We start from the raw sequence: 18,579 nt of genomic DNA on the forward strand, positions 1-18,579 counted from the left end.
TTGCCATCACAGGCAGGTTATCGTTTTATAAAATTTAAGCGATTTCGGCGATCAATTCGATTTCCACGCAAGCACCCATAGGGATTTGCGCCACACCAAATGCTGAACGGGCATGCTTGCCCTGCTCGCCAAAAATTTCGCCTATCAGTTCGGAAGCACCGTTAGTTACCAGATGTTGCTCGATATAGTCAGGCGTGGAATTCACCAGGCTCATAACTTTGACGATGCGTTTGACGCGGTTCAGGTCGCCGCCGCAAGCAGCCTGCAACGTAGCAATCAGGTCAATCGCCACGGCACGTGCCGCCAGTTTGCCTTCTTCAGTAGTAATATTTTTACCCAACTGACCTACCCATGGCTTGCCATCTTTTTTGGCAATGTGGCCAGAGAGGAAAACCGTATTTCCGGTTTGTGCATACATCACATAAGCCGCAGCCGGAGTTGCTACTGCTGGCAATTCAATGTTCAGTGCTTGAAGCTTTGCATAAAATGACATGTGTTTTTTCCAGGAAAAGTCGGACAGCCCTCACTGGCCAACATAATTAAATTAAATTTTTATTATTGTTTTTTGCAGAAAAAAATCTGCTTCTGCAAAATGAAGAATCTCGCCCACCAGTTGAGGAATAACGGAAGTCTTCTTATTAGACCTCTATTGTAAGCCCCTGCCACCCCGATTAACACCCCCAAAGCTGGCGCTGAAGGCAGATTAAATTCGGTCATGGCTTTTTTTCAAGCCGTTTCAGCGCCGGATATTCATGCGCCTGCCAAAGCCCACCACCACGATCACCGCCAGCGCAAACAGGATTTCTCTGCCACTCAGGGTTTCACCCAGTATCACAGCCGCGCCCAGCAGGCTCAAAAAGGGTTGCAGTAATTGCACTTGTCCGACACGGGCAATCCCGCCCAATGCCAGCGCCTTGTACCAAAAGAAAAAGCCGATGAACATGGAAAACACGGATACATAGGCAAACCCGGCCCAGGCCCGGCCCGATGCCTGAATGCCATAATGCCAGCCCAGCCACAAAGTAATTGGTAACAATACCGGCATCGCCAGTAGCAAGGCCCAGGAAATCACCTGTTGCCCACCCATGCTTTGTGACAGGCGCCCGCCTTCGGCATAGCCCATGGCAGCGGCGATCACGGCCACAAACAAGGCCAGGTCAGCCATCTGGAAAGAACCGCCCCCTTGCATCAGAGCAAACACGATCACCAGGCCACTGCCAAGCAGGGCCATCAGCCAAAAGCCCATGGAAGGTTTTTCATTGAAACGCAATGCTGCAAACAAGGCGGTTGCCAGTGGCAAGATACCCAGCACGATAGCACCATGTGAAGCCGGCACATGCGCCATGGCAATTGAACTGAACAGGGGAAAACCCACTACCACACCCAGCGCTGTGATCAGCAAGGGTTTCATTTGCGCACGCTGTGGCCACTTGCCGCCCTGCATCCATAACAATATGCCGGAACAACAGGCCGCCACCACGGCACGCCCAAGCGCGACAAATACAGGGTTCAATTCTGCCACTGCCATGCGGGTAAATGGCAGGGTCAGGCTGAAGATGATGACACCGACCAGGCCCAGTACCATGCCCTTGTTTTCCTGTATCACCATGGCGAACCTGTCCGTTCAATAAATAAGTTGTTATGCATCATGAAGTCACCAGCATGGGGTACAGCGACAAAACCAGCAGCAGGGCCATGCCATAGTTGAAGATGCGCAGATTCCGTTCCACCTTCAGTAAATGCCTGACTTTGGCACCAAACAGCACCCACAGACTGATACTGGGTAAATTGATCAGGGCAAACACAGCCGCCGCCAGGGCGACCACCCAAAAACCACTTGAGGCCGGAATATAAGTGCTAAAAGCACCGAGAGCCATGATCCAGGCTTTGGGATTGATCCATTGAAACGCTGCCGCACTCATGAAACTCATGGGACTGGCTTTATGCGTGCCATCCTGGGTCTTGTTTTCCGACGAACCGGCATTGGCGATATTCCAGGCCAGGTACAGCAGATAAGCTGCGCCGCCCCATTTCAAGACAACATACAACCATGGAAAAACTGCAAACAGGCCAGCCAGGCCCACACCTACGGCCAGTACCAGCACCATAAAACCCAGGTTGATGCCCATCATATGTGGCAAAGTGGCACGAAAACCGAAATTGACACCAGAAGCCAGTAACATCAGGTTATTGGGGCCCGGTGTGATCGAAGAAACCAGGGCGAACAGGGCAAATGCCATGAAAGTATGTATCGCCATATCAAGCCGCCAATAAAGTAAGGGGCTGCAATGTGTGCTGGCTGAATGTAAGTGTCTCGTCCATCATGATTCTCCGTTTTTTGCTTTGGTGTTGTGCTATCCTAAACGCAAAAACCAATACAGTACCAATACACTACAACCAATAATATTCATACTGTAATGGCTCTTTATCCATTACAGCACGGAGACATGGCATGCTGACACCCACCTTTTATATCTCGCGCGACTCTGGCGGTTCACTGGTAGAACAAATCGTCAATGCGGTGGCAACCCGCATAGACGACAAACTGTTGCGCACGGGGGCACGCATGCCGTCGATACGCCAGTTTGCCGATGAACAGGCGGTATCGCGCTTTACCGTGGTGGAAGCGTATGACCGGCTAGTGGCCAAGGGTTACCTGGAGTCGCGGCGTGGTGCAGGTTTTTTTGTACGCGAGCGGGCGTCCATGCTTAACAATGTGCCTAGCACAGCACAGGCCATTCTCCCCACCCAGAATCTGGATGTGGTGTGGCTGGTACGCAATATGTTCCGTCAATTGCCGCCACAAAAAATGCCAGGATCAGGGGTCTTGCCACACGACTGGCTTGATGGCGAACTGGTCGCCAATGGCCTGCGCGCCATCAGCCGCCTGAACCAGAACTTGTTATTGCATTACGGCACCCCACAAGGTTTTTTGCCGTTGCGTCAGCAGTTGCAACTGAAACTGGCTGAACTGGAAATTGCTGCATCCCCAGAACAGATCGTCATGACCAGTGGTGTTACACAGGCGCTGGACCTGGTCGCACGTGAATTTACCCAGCCCGGCGACACCATCTTTGTCGATGATCCTGCCTGGTTTTTGATGTTTGGTTCTTTCGCCATTCTTGGCACCAAAGTGATAGGCATACCGCGCCTGCATGATGGTCCGGACGTGGCAAAACTGGCAGAACTGGCGGCCTTGCACAAACCCAGGCTGTATATCATCAACTCGGTTTTGCATAACCCGACCTCGACGTCGCTGTCCGCTGCCAAGGCTTTCCAGGTATTGAAAACTGCCGAAGAACATGATTTCATCGTCGTCGAAGACGATGTGTATTGCGACATGCATCCGGGCCCGGCAGTACAGGCCGCCACCCGTATTGCTGCACTGGATCAGTTGCACAGGGTGATTTATCTGGGTGGATTTTCCAAGACACTGGCGGCAAATCTGCGGGTAGGTTTCATCGCCACCTCACCAGAACTGGCGATACGCCTGGCTGACCGTAAAATGCTGTCAACCCTGACCACTACTGAAATTGGTGAAAGGGTGGTCTACAAGATCCTGTCGGAAGGACATTACCGCAAGCATGTCGACCGCATACGCGTCAAACTCGATGGTGTGCGTGATGACATCACCAAACGTCTTGAGCAACTGGGCATGAAGATCGATTACCGCACGCCGGCAGGCATGTTCTTGTGGACAGAAACCGGCTGCGACACCAACAAGCTGACCGAAAAAGCCATGGAGCAAGGCTATTTGCTGGCTCCGGGCAGCCTGTTTTCACCCAATCAGCTACCGTCCACCAGGATGCGCATCAACATCGCTGCAATGTCTGACCCTGGTGTGTGGGAATTCTTGAAACGAGAAGCACGCTGATGCAGCTTGATGCAACTGAATGCAACTGAATAGCGGCTCTCTTGTGACAATTGTGACAATTGTGACGAATTACGTATCAATGCAGGCTGGCGTTCGCCAGTTTGACTCCAAACCAGACAAACAGGCCACCTACGCCACTGGACAGGCTGGCCGACAGGCGGCGACGCTGGCTAAAGCCGCGTGCCAGGCGTGCGCCCACAAAAATCAGTACGGACAAGTACACTGAACTGAACACCATCACCACCGCACTGAGGACAAGGAAGGGAATCGCCGGTGTCGGGTAATTCGGATCGATGAATTGCACAAAGAAAGACAACAGGAACAAGATCGCCTTGGGGTTCAGCAAACTGATCACCAGCGCGCGCTTGAACGGGTTTTGCATATTCACCGCAACCGCCTGTGTTTCAGTCACCGTTACGGTTTTGTTGCGCCACTTTTGAACAGCCGCCCAGATCAGATTGATACCCACCCACGCCAGGTAAGCCGCACCTGCATATTTCACCATCAGGAATAAGGCTGGGTAGGTACGTAAAATACCGGCAGCGCCCAGGGCTGTCAGCGTCAACAGCACACTGTCACCAACAAAAATACCCATGGCCCCCTTATAGCCCTCGCGCACGCCGCGTGCGGTAGCAACTGCCAGCACATAGATAGAATTCGGGCCCGGCAACAAAACTATACCCAATGCACCCAGCACATATGTCCACAAATCGGTTACGCCATAAAAACTCATTTTTCACCTGCCCTCATTGATAACTGATCGCTGATTATGCATGCCCACGTGGGCATCAAAACTCATGCGGATACAGCCTCAAGATTACCAGTTTGCCTTGCTTCCCGCTCGTGCCTGACCAATGCCTCACCGGCTCTGCGCATCAGGCTGAGGGCGGTATCGCCTTCACGCAAGGTTGCCGTACGTACCGAAGCGCTGATCTTCATTTCCTTGCCGGATACGGCAATAGGCATGGCCACCACGGTAGCGCGGGCGCGGTCAGCAATCTTGTCGGCATCCTCTGCCGATGCTTCTGGCAGCAACACGCAGAATTCTTCACCGCTATAGCGGGCGATGCAGTCATAAGAGCGCATCGCCCGTTTGACGCGCCTGCTTACTTCGACCAGGATGACATCCCCTACCTGTGGCCCATGGATATCATTGATATGTTTGAAATCATTCAGATCCAGCACCAGCACCGATAACTGTTTGCCCAGCCGCGTGTGGCGCTGTAGCTCTGCATCGGAAACACGCATGAACTCGCGCCAGTTGGCAACGCCGGTGACCGGGTCCGTATTTGCCTGTCTTTCCAGTTCCTGTTCGGCACTCAGCAATTTTCTTCTGTACCGGTGCACATAGGCTGCAATTGCATGGCCGGTAATGGCAACGGCTGGCAGGATAAGTACCACGCTGGCGGCCTGGGAAAACGTGCTGGCCTGCTTATACAGCAACAAGAAACAGGACGCTGCCGCAAATACAAACAGCGGCGCGCGTAACTGGGTCAAAGCCAGCGGAAAGGAAATAAAAGCCATCAGTATCAACCAGGCATCCACCATGTAATGCCCGAAATATTCACGCGGCAGGCAGGCATTGCTGATGAACTGTGTCAGCAATACCATCACTATCCAGTGCAGGGCATAGCGGTCCAGTACCGGCACATTTTCCACCTTCGCATATTGCCTGATCAGCCATATCGAATAAGCCAGCACAGCAACGCGCAGCAATAACAGGCCAGCCAGTGGCCAGCCTATATCATGAAACAACACATCCACCAGTGCCAATGGCAAAAATGCCCACAGCATGATGCGTACCACCCGACGTACCTGTGCCCGGTCCTGTTTTGTATATTGAGAACGGTAATTCTCTTCGCTGACATCTTTGTAGTTCATCTGGATTCCGGAACCTGACTTTTTATCATGTTTGTGATGCTTTACTTCTCAGTCAATTATTATCAATTGAGCACTTCGTTTGGCCATATATGCATATCTATGCTACATTCTCATTCTGAATTTCCGTCGCTTCAGATAAGCCCTATAAAGCACAACAAAGCCAGACAAAGCCCGACTTAATTATATGCCCCACTTGCAGCAACAACATGTTAAAGATTGCATAGGCAACGCGCCTTTGCCTGGCATGTTCGCGCGCGCAAACATAGTCACGCCAACAGGCGCAGCAGTCTTCCAAGCCACCTGCTGTTGTTGTTGAGTCTGCACAATTAGCGCAGAAGGGCACTGCCCTACCCCTGCCATGCGATGCATCAGGTCACACCTACCACATTTTCAATTTCATATTTTTATAACAAGATGGACATACTTCTCTACGACAATTGGGAACGCCGCCTGCGCCCCTTCAGCCCGCTGAACAAAGACTGGGTCGGCATGTATTGCTGCGGCCCTACCGTGTATGACTATGCCCACATCGGCAACCTGCGCACCTATCTGTTTGAAGACTTGCTGCGTCGTGCTCTGGAATGGAATGGCTATACCGTGCGTCACGTCATCAACATCACCGATGTTGGTCATCTGGTGTCTGATGGTGATGACGGTGAAGACAAGATGGAAAAAGGCAGTCGCAAAGCCGGTGAATCTGCCTGGCAGATTGCTGACCGCTTCACCGCCGCCTTCAAGGATGACCTGCACCGTCTGCACATCCTGGAACCGGCCATCTGGTGCAAGGCCACCGATCACATTGCTGAACAGATCGATTTCATCGCTGCCATAGAAAAAAATGGCTACACCTACCGCACCAGCGATGGCATTTATTTTGATACCAGCAAACAGGATGACTATGGCTTTCTGGCGCGCATCAAGCGTGATGCCATCAAGGCTGGCAGCCGTGTTGACCTGGGTGAAAAACTGCATGCAACCGATTTCGCCCTTTGGAAATTCAGCCCGCCAGATGAACACCGCCAAATGGAATGGGATAGCCCCTGGGGCCGTGGCTTCCCTGGCTGGCATATAGAATGCTCGGCCATGTCAGCCAAATACCTGACGCCCTGGTTTGATATCCATTGCGGTGGTGAAGACCATATCGCCATCCATCATAGTAATGAGATAGCGCAAAACCAGGCTTGCCATGGTACCCGCCTTGCCAACTTCTGGATGCATGGTTATTTCCTGCAAATCGATTCTGGCAAGATGTCCAAATCGACTGGTGAATTTTTGCGCCTGCAAACCCTGCTGGACCAGGATATTGATCCGCTGGCATATCGCTACCTGTGCCTGACTGCGCATTACCGCAGCCAGATGCAATTCAGCTTTGAAGCCCTGCTATCCGCACAGACAGCCTTGCAACGCTTGCGTGAGACTTATCACGCATGGCCAGAAGGCGGCAACGTCAGTGCCGAATACCGTGAGAAATTCACTGCCTTCATCAATGAAGACCTGAATGTTCCGCGTGCTTTGGCACTGGTCTGGGAAATGCTGAAAGCCGATTTATCCGACGCCGACAAAAAAGCCACGCTGACAGAATTCGATAAAGTCTTTGGCCTGGGCCTGGCGCAATGGCAACCTGCCGTGCTGGCAATTCCGGCAGAAGTGCAACATCTGGCAGAACAGCGCCAGGCAGCGCGCAAGGCCAAAAACTGGGCCGAAGCAGACCGCCTGCGCGGCGAACTGCATGCATTAGGCTATGAAGTAGAGGACAAGGCCGAAGGCATGCAGATCAAGAAACTGTAATAATTAGCAGCATAAAAATAATTAACAGCATAAAGCCAGCAGGGGAAACAACCGTTTCCCCTATTTTCTTTCAAGACCAGGGGAAGCATCATGCAAAAACCTTCACTGTTAAGCAATGCAGCAATCATCGCCAGCATGATGGTACTGCCGGGTTTCAGCCAGGCGGGTACTTATATCGAGGGCAAGGACATACCCGCAGACTTGCGCCCCTTCGTCACTGCCGATACCAAACTGCTGGCCTTTGTCAGCGCGGACCTGAACGGTGACGACAAGGCTGATTATGTTTTCATTGTGGAAAAACAAAAGAAACGCCCTACAGATGAAGATATAGAAGATGGGCAGCGCCCTTTGCATATCGCCATACGCCAGGCCGATAGCAAATTGAAACTGGTCAAGACCAATGAAAAAATCGTCCTCTGCTCCACCTGTGGTGGCATGATGGGCGACCCGTTTGCCGACCTGACGGCAAACAAGAAAAGCTTCACAGTGTCCCATTACGGCGGCAGCGCCTGGCGCTGGGCGAATGCCTATCAGTTCAATTATTCGCGCAAGGACGATACCTGGCAGTTGGTGAAAGTGTCTGAATCTTCCTTCCACACCAGCGAACCGGATAAAGCCAAAGAAAAGATTTATACGCCACCCAGGCATTTCGGCAAAATTGATATCGCCGATTTCAATCCTGAAAAATTCAAGAATCCTGGAATCAAATAAAAACAGGGGAAATGAATTCCCCTGTTGCGTCTATAAATTGCGCCTATAAATTGCGTCTATAAATTGCGTCTATAAACTCCTCTCAACCTGCAAACGTATCGTTGTACTTCCCGGCGTCACCGAACTGCGCAGCCTGCGGCCGTCCTGATCCTTATATTGCGAGGCCTGCAGCACATCCTGATGCAAGAGATTGCTGATCGACAAACGCAGTTGCACTTTATTTCCCAGCTTCCACAAACCATACATATCCAGGTTACGGCTGACACCACTATAGTTGCGCAAGCCAGTGGCGACCTGTACATTGCCACCCGTCTGCAAATTGAAGTTGAAACCAAATGACTGCTGCTCACCGGGCTTGTAATCCATACCCAGATTGGCGGTCAACGGTACCTGATCAGTCAGGCGATTGTCCGGCCCTGGTATGGCATCCAGCTTTGACCAGTTACGTGCCGCATTCACACGCACCTCCACCGGGGGTGCCGCAAGCAGCCAGTTCTGCAAGGCAAACCTGGCGTCAAACTCTATACCCATCACCCTGGCTGTGCCATGGTTATACGGAGAGGTAATCCAGACTTTGTCTTTTTCATACAGATTTTGCACTGTCACGTCCTGTACCCGTTTGGCATAGGCAGACAGGCTGAACATACTGTTCTTGGCAAAATAAGATTCATATGCCAGATCAGCTCCCCAGGCCAATTCTGGTAAAAGCTTGGGATTACCCTGATAGTCTGGATTATTCGGGCCATTGTCATTATTGGCCGTATAACGGCGCGGCACCAGGCTGCGCGGGGTCGGTGCCTTGTAGGTGCGTGATAGAGCAAAGCGCAACTGGTCTTTTTCCTGCTCTGGCAACTTCCACAATAATTGCATGACCGGGCTCCAGACACTGGACCGTGTTTGTACCACTGGCATAAGGCGCCCTGCGGTTTCGGTATTCAAACCTTCCCAGCGCAAACCCAGATAGGCTTGCAGGCGATTCGTCATATCCCATTCATCCTGCATAAACAAGGCCAGGCGACGTACATTGGCCTTGTAATCTTCATTCAGATCCTCCACAACACTGCTACCCGGTTGGCGATCAAATTGCAGGCGCGCTTCGCTGCGCTGCGTCAGCGCTGCATCCCAACCCAGCGCCAGGCTATGGTCATCGCGAAAGCGGCTCAGGTATTTACCGCTGCTGCTGACACTGCTGTCTATCGCATTCGATACCACATGGCGATTGAAAGGCAGTACCTGTTCCTGTGGGTAACCATAGAAGTTGTAATCCGTCTCGCGCTTGTTGTAACTCAGGCCCAGCTTCGCATTCAGCTTGCTGTCTGCATTGATTCTGTGCGCCCAGTTCAGGTCAGACCGCAACATACCCGTATGCGAAGAAGCACGGTAATTATTGTCGGGATACAGCGTGTGGTCTCCCTCCAGGAGAATTTCATGATCACGTCCCCAGTTCACATTGCGATAATAATCAAGCAGGCTTTGCCAGCTCAGCGTATCGCCATTGTCCAGTTCCCAGTTCAGGCGTGGCGTAAGCGCCAGACGCCAGAAATCAGCCAGATTTTTTTGCTGTATCAAACGCAAGGTCCGGGCCTGTGTGGCTGTGCCGTCAAGACTCTCGGTCACCACGGGTGCATTCTCATAACCAGTTTTTGACAAGGTGCCAGTGACGGCATAAGAAAAACCTGCATTCTTGTCGGCCCTCTTGTCAGTCATCTCCAGGGACAGCGAAGGGTTCCAGTTATTTTCGCCGTGCGCAAGACTGAACTTGAGAACTTTCCTGGCACTGCTCACTCCTTTTTTCAAGATGATATTGATGCTACCGGCCACTGCCTGGGCACTGAATTCCGCGCTCGTCGTACGCAGGATTTCCACCCGTTCTATCAATTCAGGCGCAATGCTGTCTATGGAAAATCCGGGAGCTACCGCATCACCATTCAGTAATATCTGGGTATAACCAGAACCCAGGCCGCGCATGCGCAGCTCATTCCCAACGACGGAAATACCCGGCTGCCGCTTCAAGACCGAAGATAATTGCGCGTCTCCATATTGCAATAACTCTACCGCGTTAATGACGATTTTGGCAGCGGTATCGTTTTTCCTTTGGGCACTGGCACCCGGCCCAGCCACCTCCACTGTTTGTACCACATCGTCTTTTTTGGCTGGCACGTCCGCAGCATGGAGATGATTACCCCAAAGCAGAATGGCACTTCCCAAACCGGTAGTTCCCGTTTTTATGAATGTTTTGAGATACAAAGAGGACGTGCGCGTTGGACGACTTGAGACAAGCTTGGACATGACGATGATCAGGTTGGGCGGAAATTAAATATGGCCAGATGTAGCAACTAAATCGATAGCTAAATCGACTGCCGAATCTGGAAAACAGGAGAGATTATGAAGTGGGAAAAACCATCACAGAATCAGCTTGTGACCAAAACCCGCAATGAGGTGACAGAGCAAGAACTTTTAAGCGCTTGTTATCTCAAGCTTTTATTTTGCGGGTTGCAATCCTGATCTGGTGTATTTGAAAAACTCATCAAGGATGCGGGCAATACTGCCGTCATTTTTCATCGCCAGCAAATTGGCGCTCAAAACTTTAGAAGTGGAACTGGTGGCAAATTCTGGCCGCACCCGCATCACATGGGAACCATAGGCGATCACCAGGCTGGGGCCTAATAACTGCATGGACGCATTTCTTTCTGCCGCAGCCAGGATAGCCGGCTGGCTACCGACAAGGCCGGAAATACGACCAGCCTCCAGCATACGCAAGCCATTTTCCAGGTTATTGATTTCCACTTTCTTGACACGTTCATCCTGCCCGAAAGTGCCATAACTCAGTCTGCGCATCATGCCTATGCCTTTTTCCGCAGACAGGGCAATCAAATCATCAAAATTTCTCAGGTTTACCCCACGCTGCGCGACGACAATGATGGGGTATTGCGTTACCTCGGACAAGATAACACCATCCAGATCGGTAAAATTTTCAGCCTGTGAGATGCTATAGGCTTCTTTGTCCGCAGGAAACATCGCAACATGGCGGGAACTAGGTACGACCTGCACCTCAATGGGCACCGCAGATCGCCTGCGCAATTCATTCACTATGCGCACATTAATGCCATCGTAAATAGTTTTGCCATCCTTGCTGTCCTTGATAAAGGCAAAAGGGGCCACTTCCGTCAGGTACAGGTTTGCCGCCATGAGCTGCGGGGCATACCCGCATAGCCCCAATAGTCCACATAACCCACATAGCAGACAAAACCCCGGCAAATTCAATACCTTAAGCAACATTCACTCACTCCATGCGCCTGGCAACATTAGCAAAGGATTCAATCATCATGAAAGTTTAGTAATTTTTTGCAAATATTACAAATATGTGTACAACTAAATATGCATATCTGTGCATAAGCCATGAATATTTCATGTTTTTTCTACAACGATCTTGAAATCCACTAAAGCGGCCTCACCTACCGCTAGCAAAATCAATGTTGCGATAAAAAGCAGCAGGCAGGTAGTTGCTACCACTTGCTATCACTTGCCGCCACTACATAATGAAATCTTTGAGGGAAACCATGTCAGAAAAGCAAACCCTGGGCTTTCAGGCCGAAGTCAAACAACTCTTGCAGTTGATGATTCACTCCTTGTATTCAAACAAGGAAATATTTTTACGTGAACTGATCTCGAATGCGTCCGACGCGGCAGACAAACTGCGTTTTGAAGCCATCAATGATGCCAGTCTATTTGAAAACGACCCAGACTTGCAGATTCAGGTCAGCTTCAACAAGGAAGCACGTACCATCACCATTGCCGACAATGGCATAGGCATGAGCAAGGCAGATACGATAGAACATCTGGGTACTATCGCTAAATCCGGCACCAAAGAATTTTTCGGCAAACTGTCGGGCGACCAGCAAAAAGATGCGGCCATGATAGGCCAGTTCGGGGTCGGCTTTTACTCCGGCTTTATTGTCGCTGACCGCATCACCGTAGAAACCCGCCGTGCCGGTCTGCCTGCAGACCAGGCCGTGCGCTGGGAATCCGAGGGCGCGGGCGACTTCAGTGTCGAAGACATCGTCAAACCTGGTCGCGGCACCAGCATCACCCTGCATTTGCGTGAAGGTGAAGATGAATTCCTGTCGGCATGGAAACTGAAATCCGTCATCCGAACCTATTCCGACCATATCTCCCTGCCGATCAAAATGCAGAAAGAAGAATGGGATGAAGAGAAAAAAGAACAGGTCCTGAAAGACGAACTGGAAACCATCAACCAGGCCAGTGCCTTGTGGGCGCGCAGCAAGTCTGACATCACGCCTGAGCAATATGATGAGTTCTACAAGCATGTATCGCATGATTACACCGCACCACTGACACATACCCACAATCGTGTCGAAGGCCGCAGCGAATATACGCAACTGCTGTATATACCCGCACGTGCACCGTTCGACATGTGGGACCGCAACAAGCGCGGCGGCATCAAGCTGTACGTCAAACGTGTCTTCATCATGGATGATGCAGAACAACTGATGCCGGTATACCTGCGCTTTGTCAAAGGTGTCATCGATTCGAATGACCTGCCTTTGAATGTCTCACGCGAAATCTTGCAGGAAAGCCGCGACATCAAGGCCATACGCGAAGGCTCCACCAAGCGTGTACTGGGCATGCTGGAAGACCTGGCAAATGCCGATGGTGATGACGACGCACAAACCAAAAAAGACAAATACACCACGTTCTGGAAAGAATTTGGCCAGGTCCTGAAAGAAGGCGTGGGCGAAGACAGTGCCAACAAAGACCGCGTCGCCAAACTGTTGCGCTTTGCCTCTACCCATAATGACAGCGATGTACAGAATGTCTCGCTGGCAGATTATCTGGCACGCGCCAAAGAAGGCCAGGACAAGATTTACTATGTGACAGCTGAAAGCTATGCCACAGCCAAAAACAGCCCGCACCTGGAAATCTTCCGCAAGAAAGGTGTAGAAGTCTTGTTGCTGACTGATCGCGTGGATGAATGGATGCTGTCCTTCCTCACCGACTTCGAAGGCAAGGAACTGGCATCTGTCGCCAAAGGTGGCCTGGACCTGGGCGAACTGGAAGACGAAGCAGAAAAGAAACAGCACGAAGAAACGCAGACCGAGTTCAAAGACCTGGTCGAGAAAATGAAAGTTGCACTGGCCGATAAAGCCAAGGATGTACGCGTGACTTTCCGTCTGACTGACTCACCGGCCTGCCTGGTGGCGGATGAACATGATTTGTCCGGTAACCTGGCGCGCATGTTGAAGGCAGCAGGCCAAAGTGCGCCGGAATCCAAGCCTATTCTGGAAGTCAATCCTGACCACCCACTGGTTCAGAAATTGAAATATGAAGAAGCGAAATTCAGCGACTGGTCACACATCCTGTTTGATCAGGCCCTGCTGGCCGAAGGCGGCAATCTCAGCGACCCTAGCGGTTTCGTGAAACGCCTGAATGAATTGCTGTTGGATAAATAAACAGATCAAACAGAAAATTCGCTCAAAAAAAACGGGCTCAGTTCAAACTGAGTCCGTTTTTTTATACGCCATCAAAATCAGCGTACAGGAAAAATCTTTTCCTTTTGCTGCTTGTTGAACCAGTCGCGCAGCATCTGCTCTTCATACTGAAAACTGGTATGACCGCTGGCAACGCCCAGACGCATGAGGAAACTCATGTCCTTCACATCTTCGGTGCCAGATGCCACGGTTTTTCCCTGTTCATCCTTAAGATCAAAGCGAAAGCTCATGCGTGGCCAGTATAAATCCCGGATCACACGAACATCATTCACCATAGGGGTAAAGAATGGTCTGACATCACCAGCCAGATCGACATCTGTCACCGTAATTTCCCATACATAACCATCCGGCAGTTTTTTGGCCAGATCGTCAAAAATGCGGTCAAATTCCTTGATGACTCTTTCCTGAAAACCGATCTTGCTTTCATTGGTGGGGCGAATATCGGTAAATTTCTCCGGCTCTTGCCAACTGACCCTGACACTCCCGGCATATGCTGGCCCCACCATGGCGAGAGCCAGCAACATTACGGTACAAATCTTTTTCACTTTGAGCTCCTTTTCCCTGCCCGCGGATAATGCATTGATGATGCACCAGAACCCTTACTATACTTGAATTCCGGCACGGCCCGTATCAGCAGAAAGCTGAGGGAAGCACGGAATAAAGCACAGAAAACAGGCGAATCCACTCTTCAAGCATAGTCGATGAAAACAAAAACGACCAGACTGGCTGGTCGTTTCCGGAGATCGAATTTGTGACAAGACTTTTCAGCCCCTGGCCTCAGTCTGCCAGGACAAACATACGGCTTCCTGCCAGAATCAATGTGTTACGCGGGTAGTCCTGCCATTTGACAGCAAACGCACCCTGTCACCGGCGCGGAATGGTTCATCCGCATCCTGGGTAATGGCGCGCAACTCACCATTATCCAGCTTGACCGTAATTTCCAGACCGCGCACCTGTGTCGCATTCTTTTCCACATTCTGTCCTATCATGCCACCTGCAATCGCGCCGACAATACCGGCTGCCAGGGCACCGTTACCCTTGCCTATGGATGATCCGGCGGCAATACCGCCCAATGCTGCACCTGCAGCAGTACCGACACCACTCTGGCCACGGTCTATGGTGACGTCACGTATTGATTCTACATAACCCATACGTACACTTTGCTCATTCTGGGTCTGTCTGGAGTTATACACGCTACCCGAATTGTGCGACGTAACGGCACAGGCACTCAGGCTGGCTACTGCGGCCAGAATAATAAGACGTTTCAAGATACACTCCTTTATCATTTCAATTAGCATAAAACGCACGACTTTCAATAAGGTTGACCGGCAATGATGCTGGTAAGTTCCCTGCCTTATTTTCCCCATGCCGGCACGCAAGCAAAATTGATGAATGCTTGCTAAGCTGACGCAAGTTCAGGCTTCACAAATTCACGCTTTACCAGTTATCACTACGAAAGAACAAGGCATGCAGGCTGATATAAGGCCACTATTACAGGGTTTCCCTCCCGTCATTGATCAGCACACCCATACGCTGGTGCTGGGCAGCTTCCCTGGTGAAGCCTCCTTGCAGGCGGTTCAATACTATGCATATAAGCAAAACCAGTTCTGGCGCCTGATGTCCGCCTCGCTGGATACCGATATGCTGGCTCTGGCTTATCCGCAGCGCCTGGATTGTTTGCTGGCGCATGGTGTCGGTTTATGGGATGTGTTTCATTCTTGCCTGCGATCGGGCAGTCTGGATTCGGCCATACGTGAGGGCAAGCTGAATGATTTCAGCGGATTGCAGGCACAGCATCCGCAGTTGCGTAAGCTCTGCTTCAACGGCCAGACTGCTGGCAAGATGGCTGGCTATTTCAGTGAACGTGGTTACCAGACGGCTATCCTTCCGTCCTCTTCACCGGCGTATGCCATGCGGTCTTTTGAAGACAAGCTGCGGGAATGGAAGGCGCAATTTCAAGGCGAATGACGGGCAGCATTCCAAACTGAAATGTAATGCTGCTCTTAACACCCTGATGTGGGTGTCGCGGGTGACATGGCGACATTTTTGGCAAATAGCTGGTTTATGTCTGGAAATCTGTTCAAATGAGTCATTTTCAGGCGAAAATCATGACTGACAACAGGAATCATGTAAATTTCCTTTTTAAGCGTCAGGTGACTGGTTAAAATAAGCCCATGCTAATCAAACGAAAATCCATAGAAGCCGAAGCGAATCATCGCTCCGGCCCCAAAGCTGCGGTCATCAAGAAGGCCAACCGCAAACCCAAATTTGCCCCGGTTACCCTGTCCGAATTCGACGGCGTACGCTTTCTCCATTTCGGTACCGAATGGGTGCAAGGTGCCATGCGTCTGCGCAAACCGGACGCCATAGAACTGGAATACGCTCAACAGATGATGGCCTGGATGCTGTTCATCGACACACCTGACCATCTGGTACAACTGGGTCTGGGCACCGGAGCACTGAGCAAATTCAGTTATCGCCAGTTTGCAAATGCGCGTGTAACGGCAGTGGAATTGAATCCCTCGGTGATTGCCATCTGTGAAAGCATGTTTAAACTGCCACTCAATGATGAGCGCCTGCAAGTGCTGGAAATGGATGCCCTGGAATACGTCAACGATGAAAACAATCATGGCATTGCTGATGCCATGCAGGTAGACCTGTATGATGCCACCGCACGTGGCCCGGTACTGGACAGCGCCGAGTTTTATCAGGCCTGCGCCGCCTGCCTGAAAGACGATGGCATACTGACCGTCAACCTGTTTGGTGACCACCCCAGTTATACCCGCAATCTGAAAGCATTGCGCTTTGCCTTTGACCAGGTATTGTGCCTGCCAGAAGTGCATGAGGGGAATGTCGTAGCGATCGCCTTCAAGCAAAGAAAAACACTGGACTTCGACAGCCTGTATGAACGCGCAGAGCAGATCAAGGCCAGCACCAAACTTCCTGCCAAAACCTGGGTCAATGGGCTAAAAGCGGCCGGCAATCCAAAATGATTATTTGAAACGTCAAAACAATATGAATAAACCCGCACACCGCAGCCTGAATCTCCAGCAGATTTTTACCTGGTTGATGGCAGATGGCATCGTTCCCAAAGAAGAAGCAAAAGCACATTTTAATGCGACCCAGGCCTTGCTGAAAAATGGCCCGGCTTCCATGCATCCGCTGACGGCTGTGGCACAGGCAAAAATACATTCCGCCATTTCGCCGCATATTTTGCTGACGCTGGACTGGTTGACGGAATGGACTGCCGGTAAGGTCAATATGCCTTTCTACCGCATAGACCCGCTGAAAATTGACTTCACCAACGTCTCGGACGTGATGTCATCTTCGTATGCGACACGTTTCAACATCCTGCCGGTGGAATCCAATGCGAATACGGTGGTCATTGCCACCACCGAGCCTTTCAATCTCGAATGGCAGCAGGAAATCCTGAAATTCACGCGCAAGGAAATTCGGCTGGTATTGGCGAACCCGCTGGAAATTTCACAATACATCGTCCAGTTTTTCTCATTGGCGAAATCGATCAAGGATGCGCGCAAGGCCAACAAGAATGATGCAGCACTGCGTCAGAACTTTGAACAACTGGTCGAACTGGGCAAAGCCAACAAACAGGTAGACGCCAACGACCAGCACGTCATCAACATCGTCGACTGGCTGTGGCAGTTTGCCTTTGACCAGCGCGCCTCGGATATCCATCTGGAACCGAAACGCGACATTTCCATCATCCGTTTCCGTATCGATGGCGTGCTGCATCAGGTCTACCAGGTGCCAGCCACCGTCATGATCGCCATGACAGCACGTATCAAATTGCTGGGCCGTATGGACGTGATCGAAAAACGACGCCCGCAGGATGGTCGTATCAAGACCAGGACCAATGATGGCCAGGAAGTGGAATTGCGTTTGTCCACCCTGCCCACCGTCTTTGGCGAAAAAATGGTCATGCGTATTTTTGATCCGGAAGTCGTGGTCAAGACCCTGCCCGAACTCGGTTTCCCCATCAATGATGCGAAACGCTGGGACCATCTGACCAGCAAGCCGCATGGCATCATCCTGGTGACCGGGCCTACCGGGTCCGGCAAGACCACCACTCTGTACACCACTCTGAAGGCCCTGGCAACACCGGACGTTAACGTCTGTACGGTGGAAGACCCTATTGAAATGGTGGAAGGTTCGTTCAACCAGATGCAGGTACAGGCATCGATCGATCTCGGTTTTGCCGATGGTATCCGGGCGCTGATGCGTCAGGATCCGGACATCATCATGGTGGGTGAGATCCGTGACCTGCCCACTGCTGAAATGGCGATACAGGCCGCGCTGACCGGCCATCTGGTCTTGTCCACTCTGCATACCAATGATGCGCCGTCGGCCATCATGCGTCTGCTGGAACTGGGAGTGCCGTATTATTTATTGGAAGCAACCATCATCGGTATCCTGGCACAGAGGCTGGTCCGTACCCTGTGCAAACACTGTAAATCCCCCGACGGGGAAATGCAGGATGCCGTCTGGTCGTCACTGGTAGAAGACTGGGGCATTCCCAAGCCACAATCGATTTATCGCCCGGTCGGCTGTCCGGAATGCCGGCAAACCGGATTCCTCGGGCGTACCGGCCTGTATGAATTGCTGACCGTCACCCTGCCGTTCAGCAAACTGATCACCGAAGAAGCTGATATCCATGCCTTACGCACACAAAGTGTCAAGGATGACATGAAACCCTTGCGCATTGCAGGTGCCTATAAGATCATAGAAGGTATGACCACCGCCGATGAAGTATTGAAAGTGACTTCATCACTGATTTAGCGCAGTTTTCAGGGTAAG

16 protein-coding genes are annotated in these 18,579 nt (G+C 51.3%); 7 read left to right on the top strand and 9 right to left on the bottom strand.

Annotated features, from left to right (window positions below; genetic code table 11):
* Positions 1–34: 34 nt before the first annotated feature.
* From ACO0LK_RS11405 to ACO0LK_RS11415, 3 genes are all read right to left on the bottom strand, one after another.
* Entirely contained in the window at positions 35–493 is a 459-nt protein-coding gene (locus ACO0LK_RS11405) for a RidA family protein (protein WP_186947975.1), read from the bottom strand.
* Positions 494–736: 243 nt separating this feature from the next.
* Positions 737–1,609 carry a DMT family transporter gene (locus ACO0LK_RS11410; RefSeq protein WP_230412222.1) on the bottom strand — a complete coding sequence of 291 codons (873 nt, stop codon included), beginning with the start codon at positions 1,607–1,609 and terminating at the stop codon, positions 737–739.
* 37 nt (positions 1,610–1,646) lie between these two features.
* On the bottom strand, positions 1,647–2,258 hold the full coding sequence (locus ACO0LK_RS11415; protein WP_422975098.1) for a LysE family translocator: 612 nt from the start codon (positions 2,256–2,258) through the stop codon (positions 1,647–1,649).
* Positions 2,259–2,452: 194 nt separating this feature from the next.
* Here ACO0LK_RS11415 and ACO0LK_RS11420 point away from each other — a divergent pair, with 194 nt between their 5' ends.
* Positions 2,453–3,874 (top strand): PLP-dependent aminotransferase family protein, encoded by a 1,422-nt coding sequence (locus ACO0LK_RS11420; RefSeq protein WP_422975100.1) that lies wholly within the window; start codon positions 2,453–2,455, stop codon positions 3,872–3,874.
* A gap of 76 nt (positions 3,875–3,950) precedes the next feature.
* On the opposite strand, the gene leuE is transcribed toward ACO0LK_RS11420, so the two are convergent.
* Positions 3,951–4,607, bottom strand: coding sequence for a leucine efflux protein LeuE (gene leuE, locus ACO0LK_RS11425; protein ID WP_422975102.1), 657 nt, complete (start codon positions 4,605–4,607; stop codon positions 3,951–3,953).
* A gap of 62 nt (positions 4,608–4,669) precedes the next feature.
* On the bottom strand, positions 4,670–5,755 hold the full coding sequence (locus ACO0LK_RS11430; RefSeq protein ID WP_422975104.1) for a GGDEF domain-containing protein: 1,086 nt from the start codon (positions 5,753–5,755) through the stop codon (positions 4,670–4,672).
* Positions 5,756–6,169: 414 nt separating this feature from the next.
* Here ACO0LK_RS11430 and cysS point away from each other — a divergent pair, with 414 nt between their 5' ends.
* Both cysS and ACO0LK_RS11440 read left to right on the top strand, forming a co-directional pair.
* Positions 6,170–7,543 (top strand): cysteine--tRNA ligase, encoded by a 1,374-nt coding sequence (cysS, locus tag ACO0LK_RS11435; protein ID WP_422975106.1) that lies wholly within the window; start codon positions 6,170–6,172, stop codon positions 7,541–7,543.
* Positions 7,544–7,633: 90 nt separating this feature from the next.
* Positions 7,634–8,254: a hypothetical protein gene (locus ACO0LK_RS11440; RefSeq protein ID WP_422975108.1), complete on the top strand. Its 621-nt coding sequence runs from the start codon at positions 7,634–7,636 to the stop codon at positions 8,252–8,254.
* 69 nt (positions 8,255–8,323) lie between these two features.
* Here ACO0LK_RS11440 and ACO0LK_RS11445 read toward each other — a convergent pair whose 3' ends face one another.
* Both ACO0LK_RS11445 and ACO0LK_RS11450 read right to left on the bottom strand, forming a co-directional pair.
* Positions 8,324–10,414 (bottom strand): TonB-dependent receptor plug domain-containing protein, encoded by a 2,091-nt coding sequence (locus ACO0LK_RS11445; protein WP_422975110.1) that lies wholly within the window; start codon positions 10,412–10,414, stop codon positions 8,324–8,326.
* 321 nt (positions 10,415–10,735) lie between these two features.
* Positions 10,736–11,443 (bottom strand): hypothetical protein, encoded by a 708-nt coding sequence (locus ACO0LK_RS11450; protein ID WP_422975112.1) that lies wholly within the window; start codon positions 11,441–11,443, stop codon positions 10,736–10,738.
* A gap of 371 nt (positions 11,444–11,814) precedes the next feature.
* Between ACO0LK_RS11450 and htpG the strand changes: the two genes are divergently transcribed.
* Positions 11,815–13,725, top strand: a complete 1,911-nt coding sequence (htpG, locus tag ACO0LK_RS11455; protein ID WP_422975114.1) for a molecular chaperone HtpG — start codon at positions 11,815–11,817, stop codon at positions 13,723–13,725.
* Between the two features lie 77 nt (positions 13,726–13,802).
* Here htpG and ACO0LK_RS11460 read toward each other — a convergent pair whose 3' ends face one another.
* Together ACO0LK_RS11460 and ACO0LK_RS11465 are read right to left on the bottom strand one after the other, a co-directional pair.
* On the bottom strand, positions 13,803–14,309 hold the full coding sequence (locus ACO0LK_RS11460; RefSeq protein WP_422975116.1) for a DUF3016 domain-containing protein: 507 nt from the start codon (positions 14,307–14,309) through the stop codon (positions 13,803–13,805).
* Between the two features lie 270 nt (positions 14,310–14,579).
* Positions 14,580–15,032: a glycine zipper 2TM domain-containing protein gene (locus ACO0LK_RS11465; protein ID WP_422975118.1), complete on the bottom strand. Its 453-nt coding sequence runs from the start codon at positions 15,030–15,032 to the stop codon at positions 14,580–14,582.
* Between the two features lie 199 nt (positions 15,033–15,231).
* Between ACO0LK_RS11465 and ACO0LK_RS11470 the strand changes: the two genes are divergently transcribed.
* The 3 genes from ACO0LK_RS11470 to ACO0LK_RS11480 all read left to right on the top strand — a co-directional run bounded on the left by ACO0LK_RS11470 (position 15,232) and on the right by ACO0LK_RS11480 (position 18,561).
* A complete protein-coding gene (locus ACO0LK_RS11470) occupies positions 15,232–15,732 on the top strand; it encodes a DNA-deoxyinosine glycosylase (protein ID WP_422975120.1) in 501 nt (166 codons plus the stop codon).
* A 206-nt stretch (positions 15,733–15,938) separates the two neighbouring features.
* Positions 15,939–16,757 carry a spermidine synthase gene (locus tag ACO0LK_RS11475; protein WP_422975122.1) on the top strand — a complete coding sequence of 273 codons (819 nt, stop codon included), beginning with the start codon at positions 15,939–15,941 and terminating at the stop codon, positions 16,755–16,757.
* 22 nt (positions 16,758–16,779) lie between these two features.
* Entirely contained in the window at positions 16,780–18,561 is a 1,782-nt protein-coding gene (locus ACO0LK_RS11480; protein WP_422975124.1) for a GspE/PulE family protein, read from the top strand.
* Positions 18,562–18,579 lie beyond the last annotated feature (18 nt).

Origin of the sequence: Undibacterium sp. Ji49W (genome assembly GCF_049340205.1) — a bacterium.
GTDB lineage: Bacteria > Pseudomonadota > Gammaproteobacteria > Burkholderiales > Burkholderiaceae_D > Undibacterium.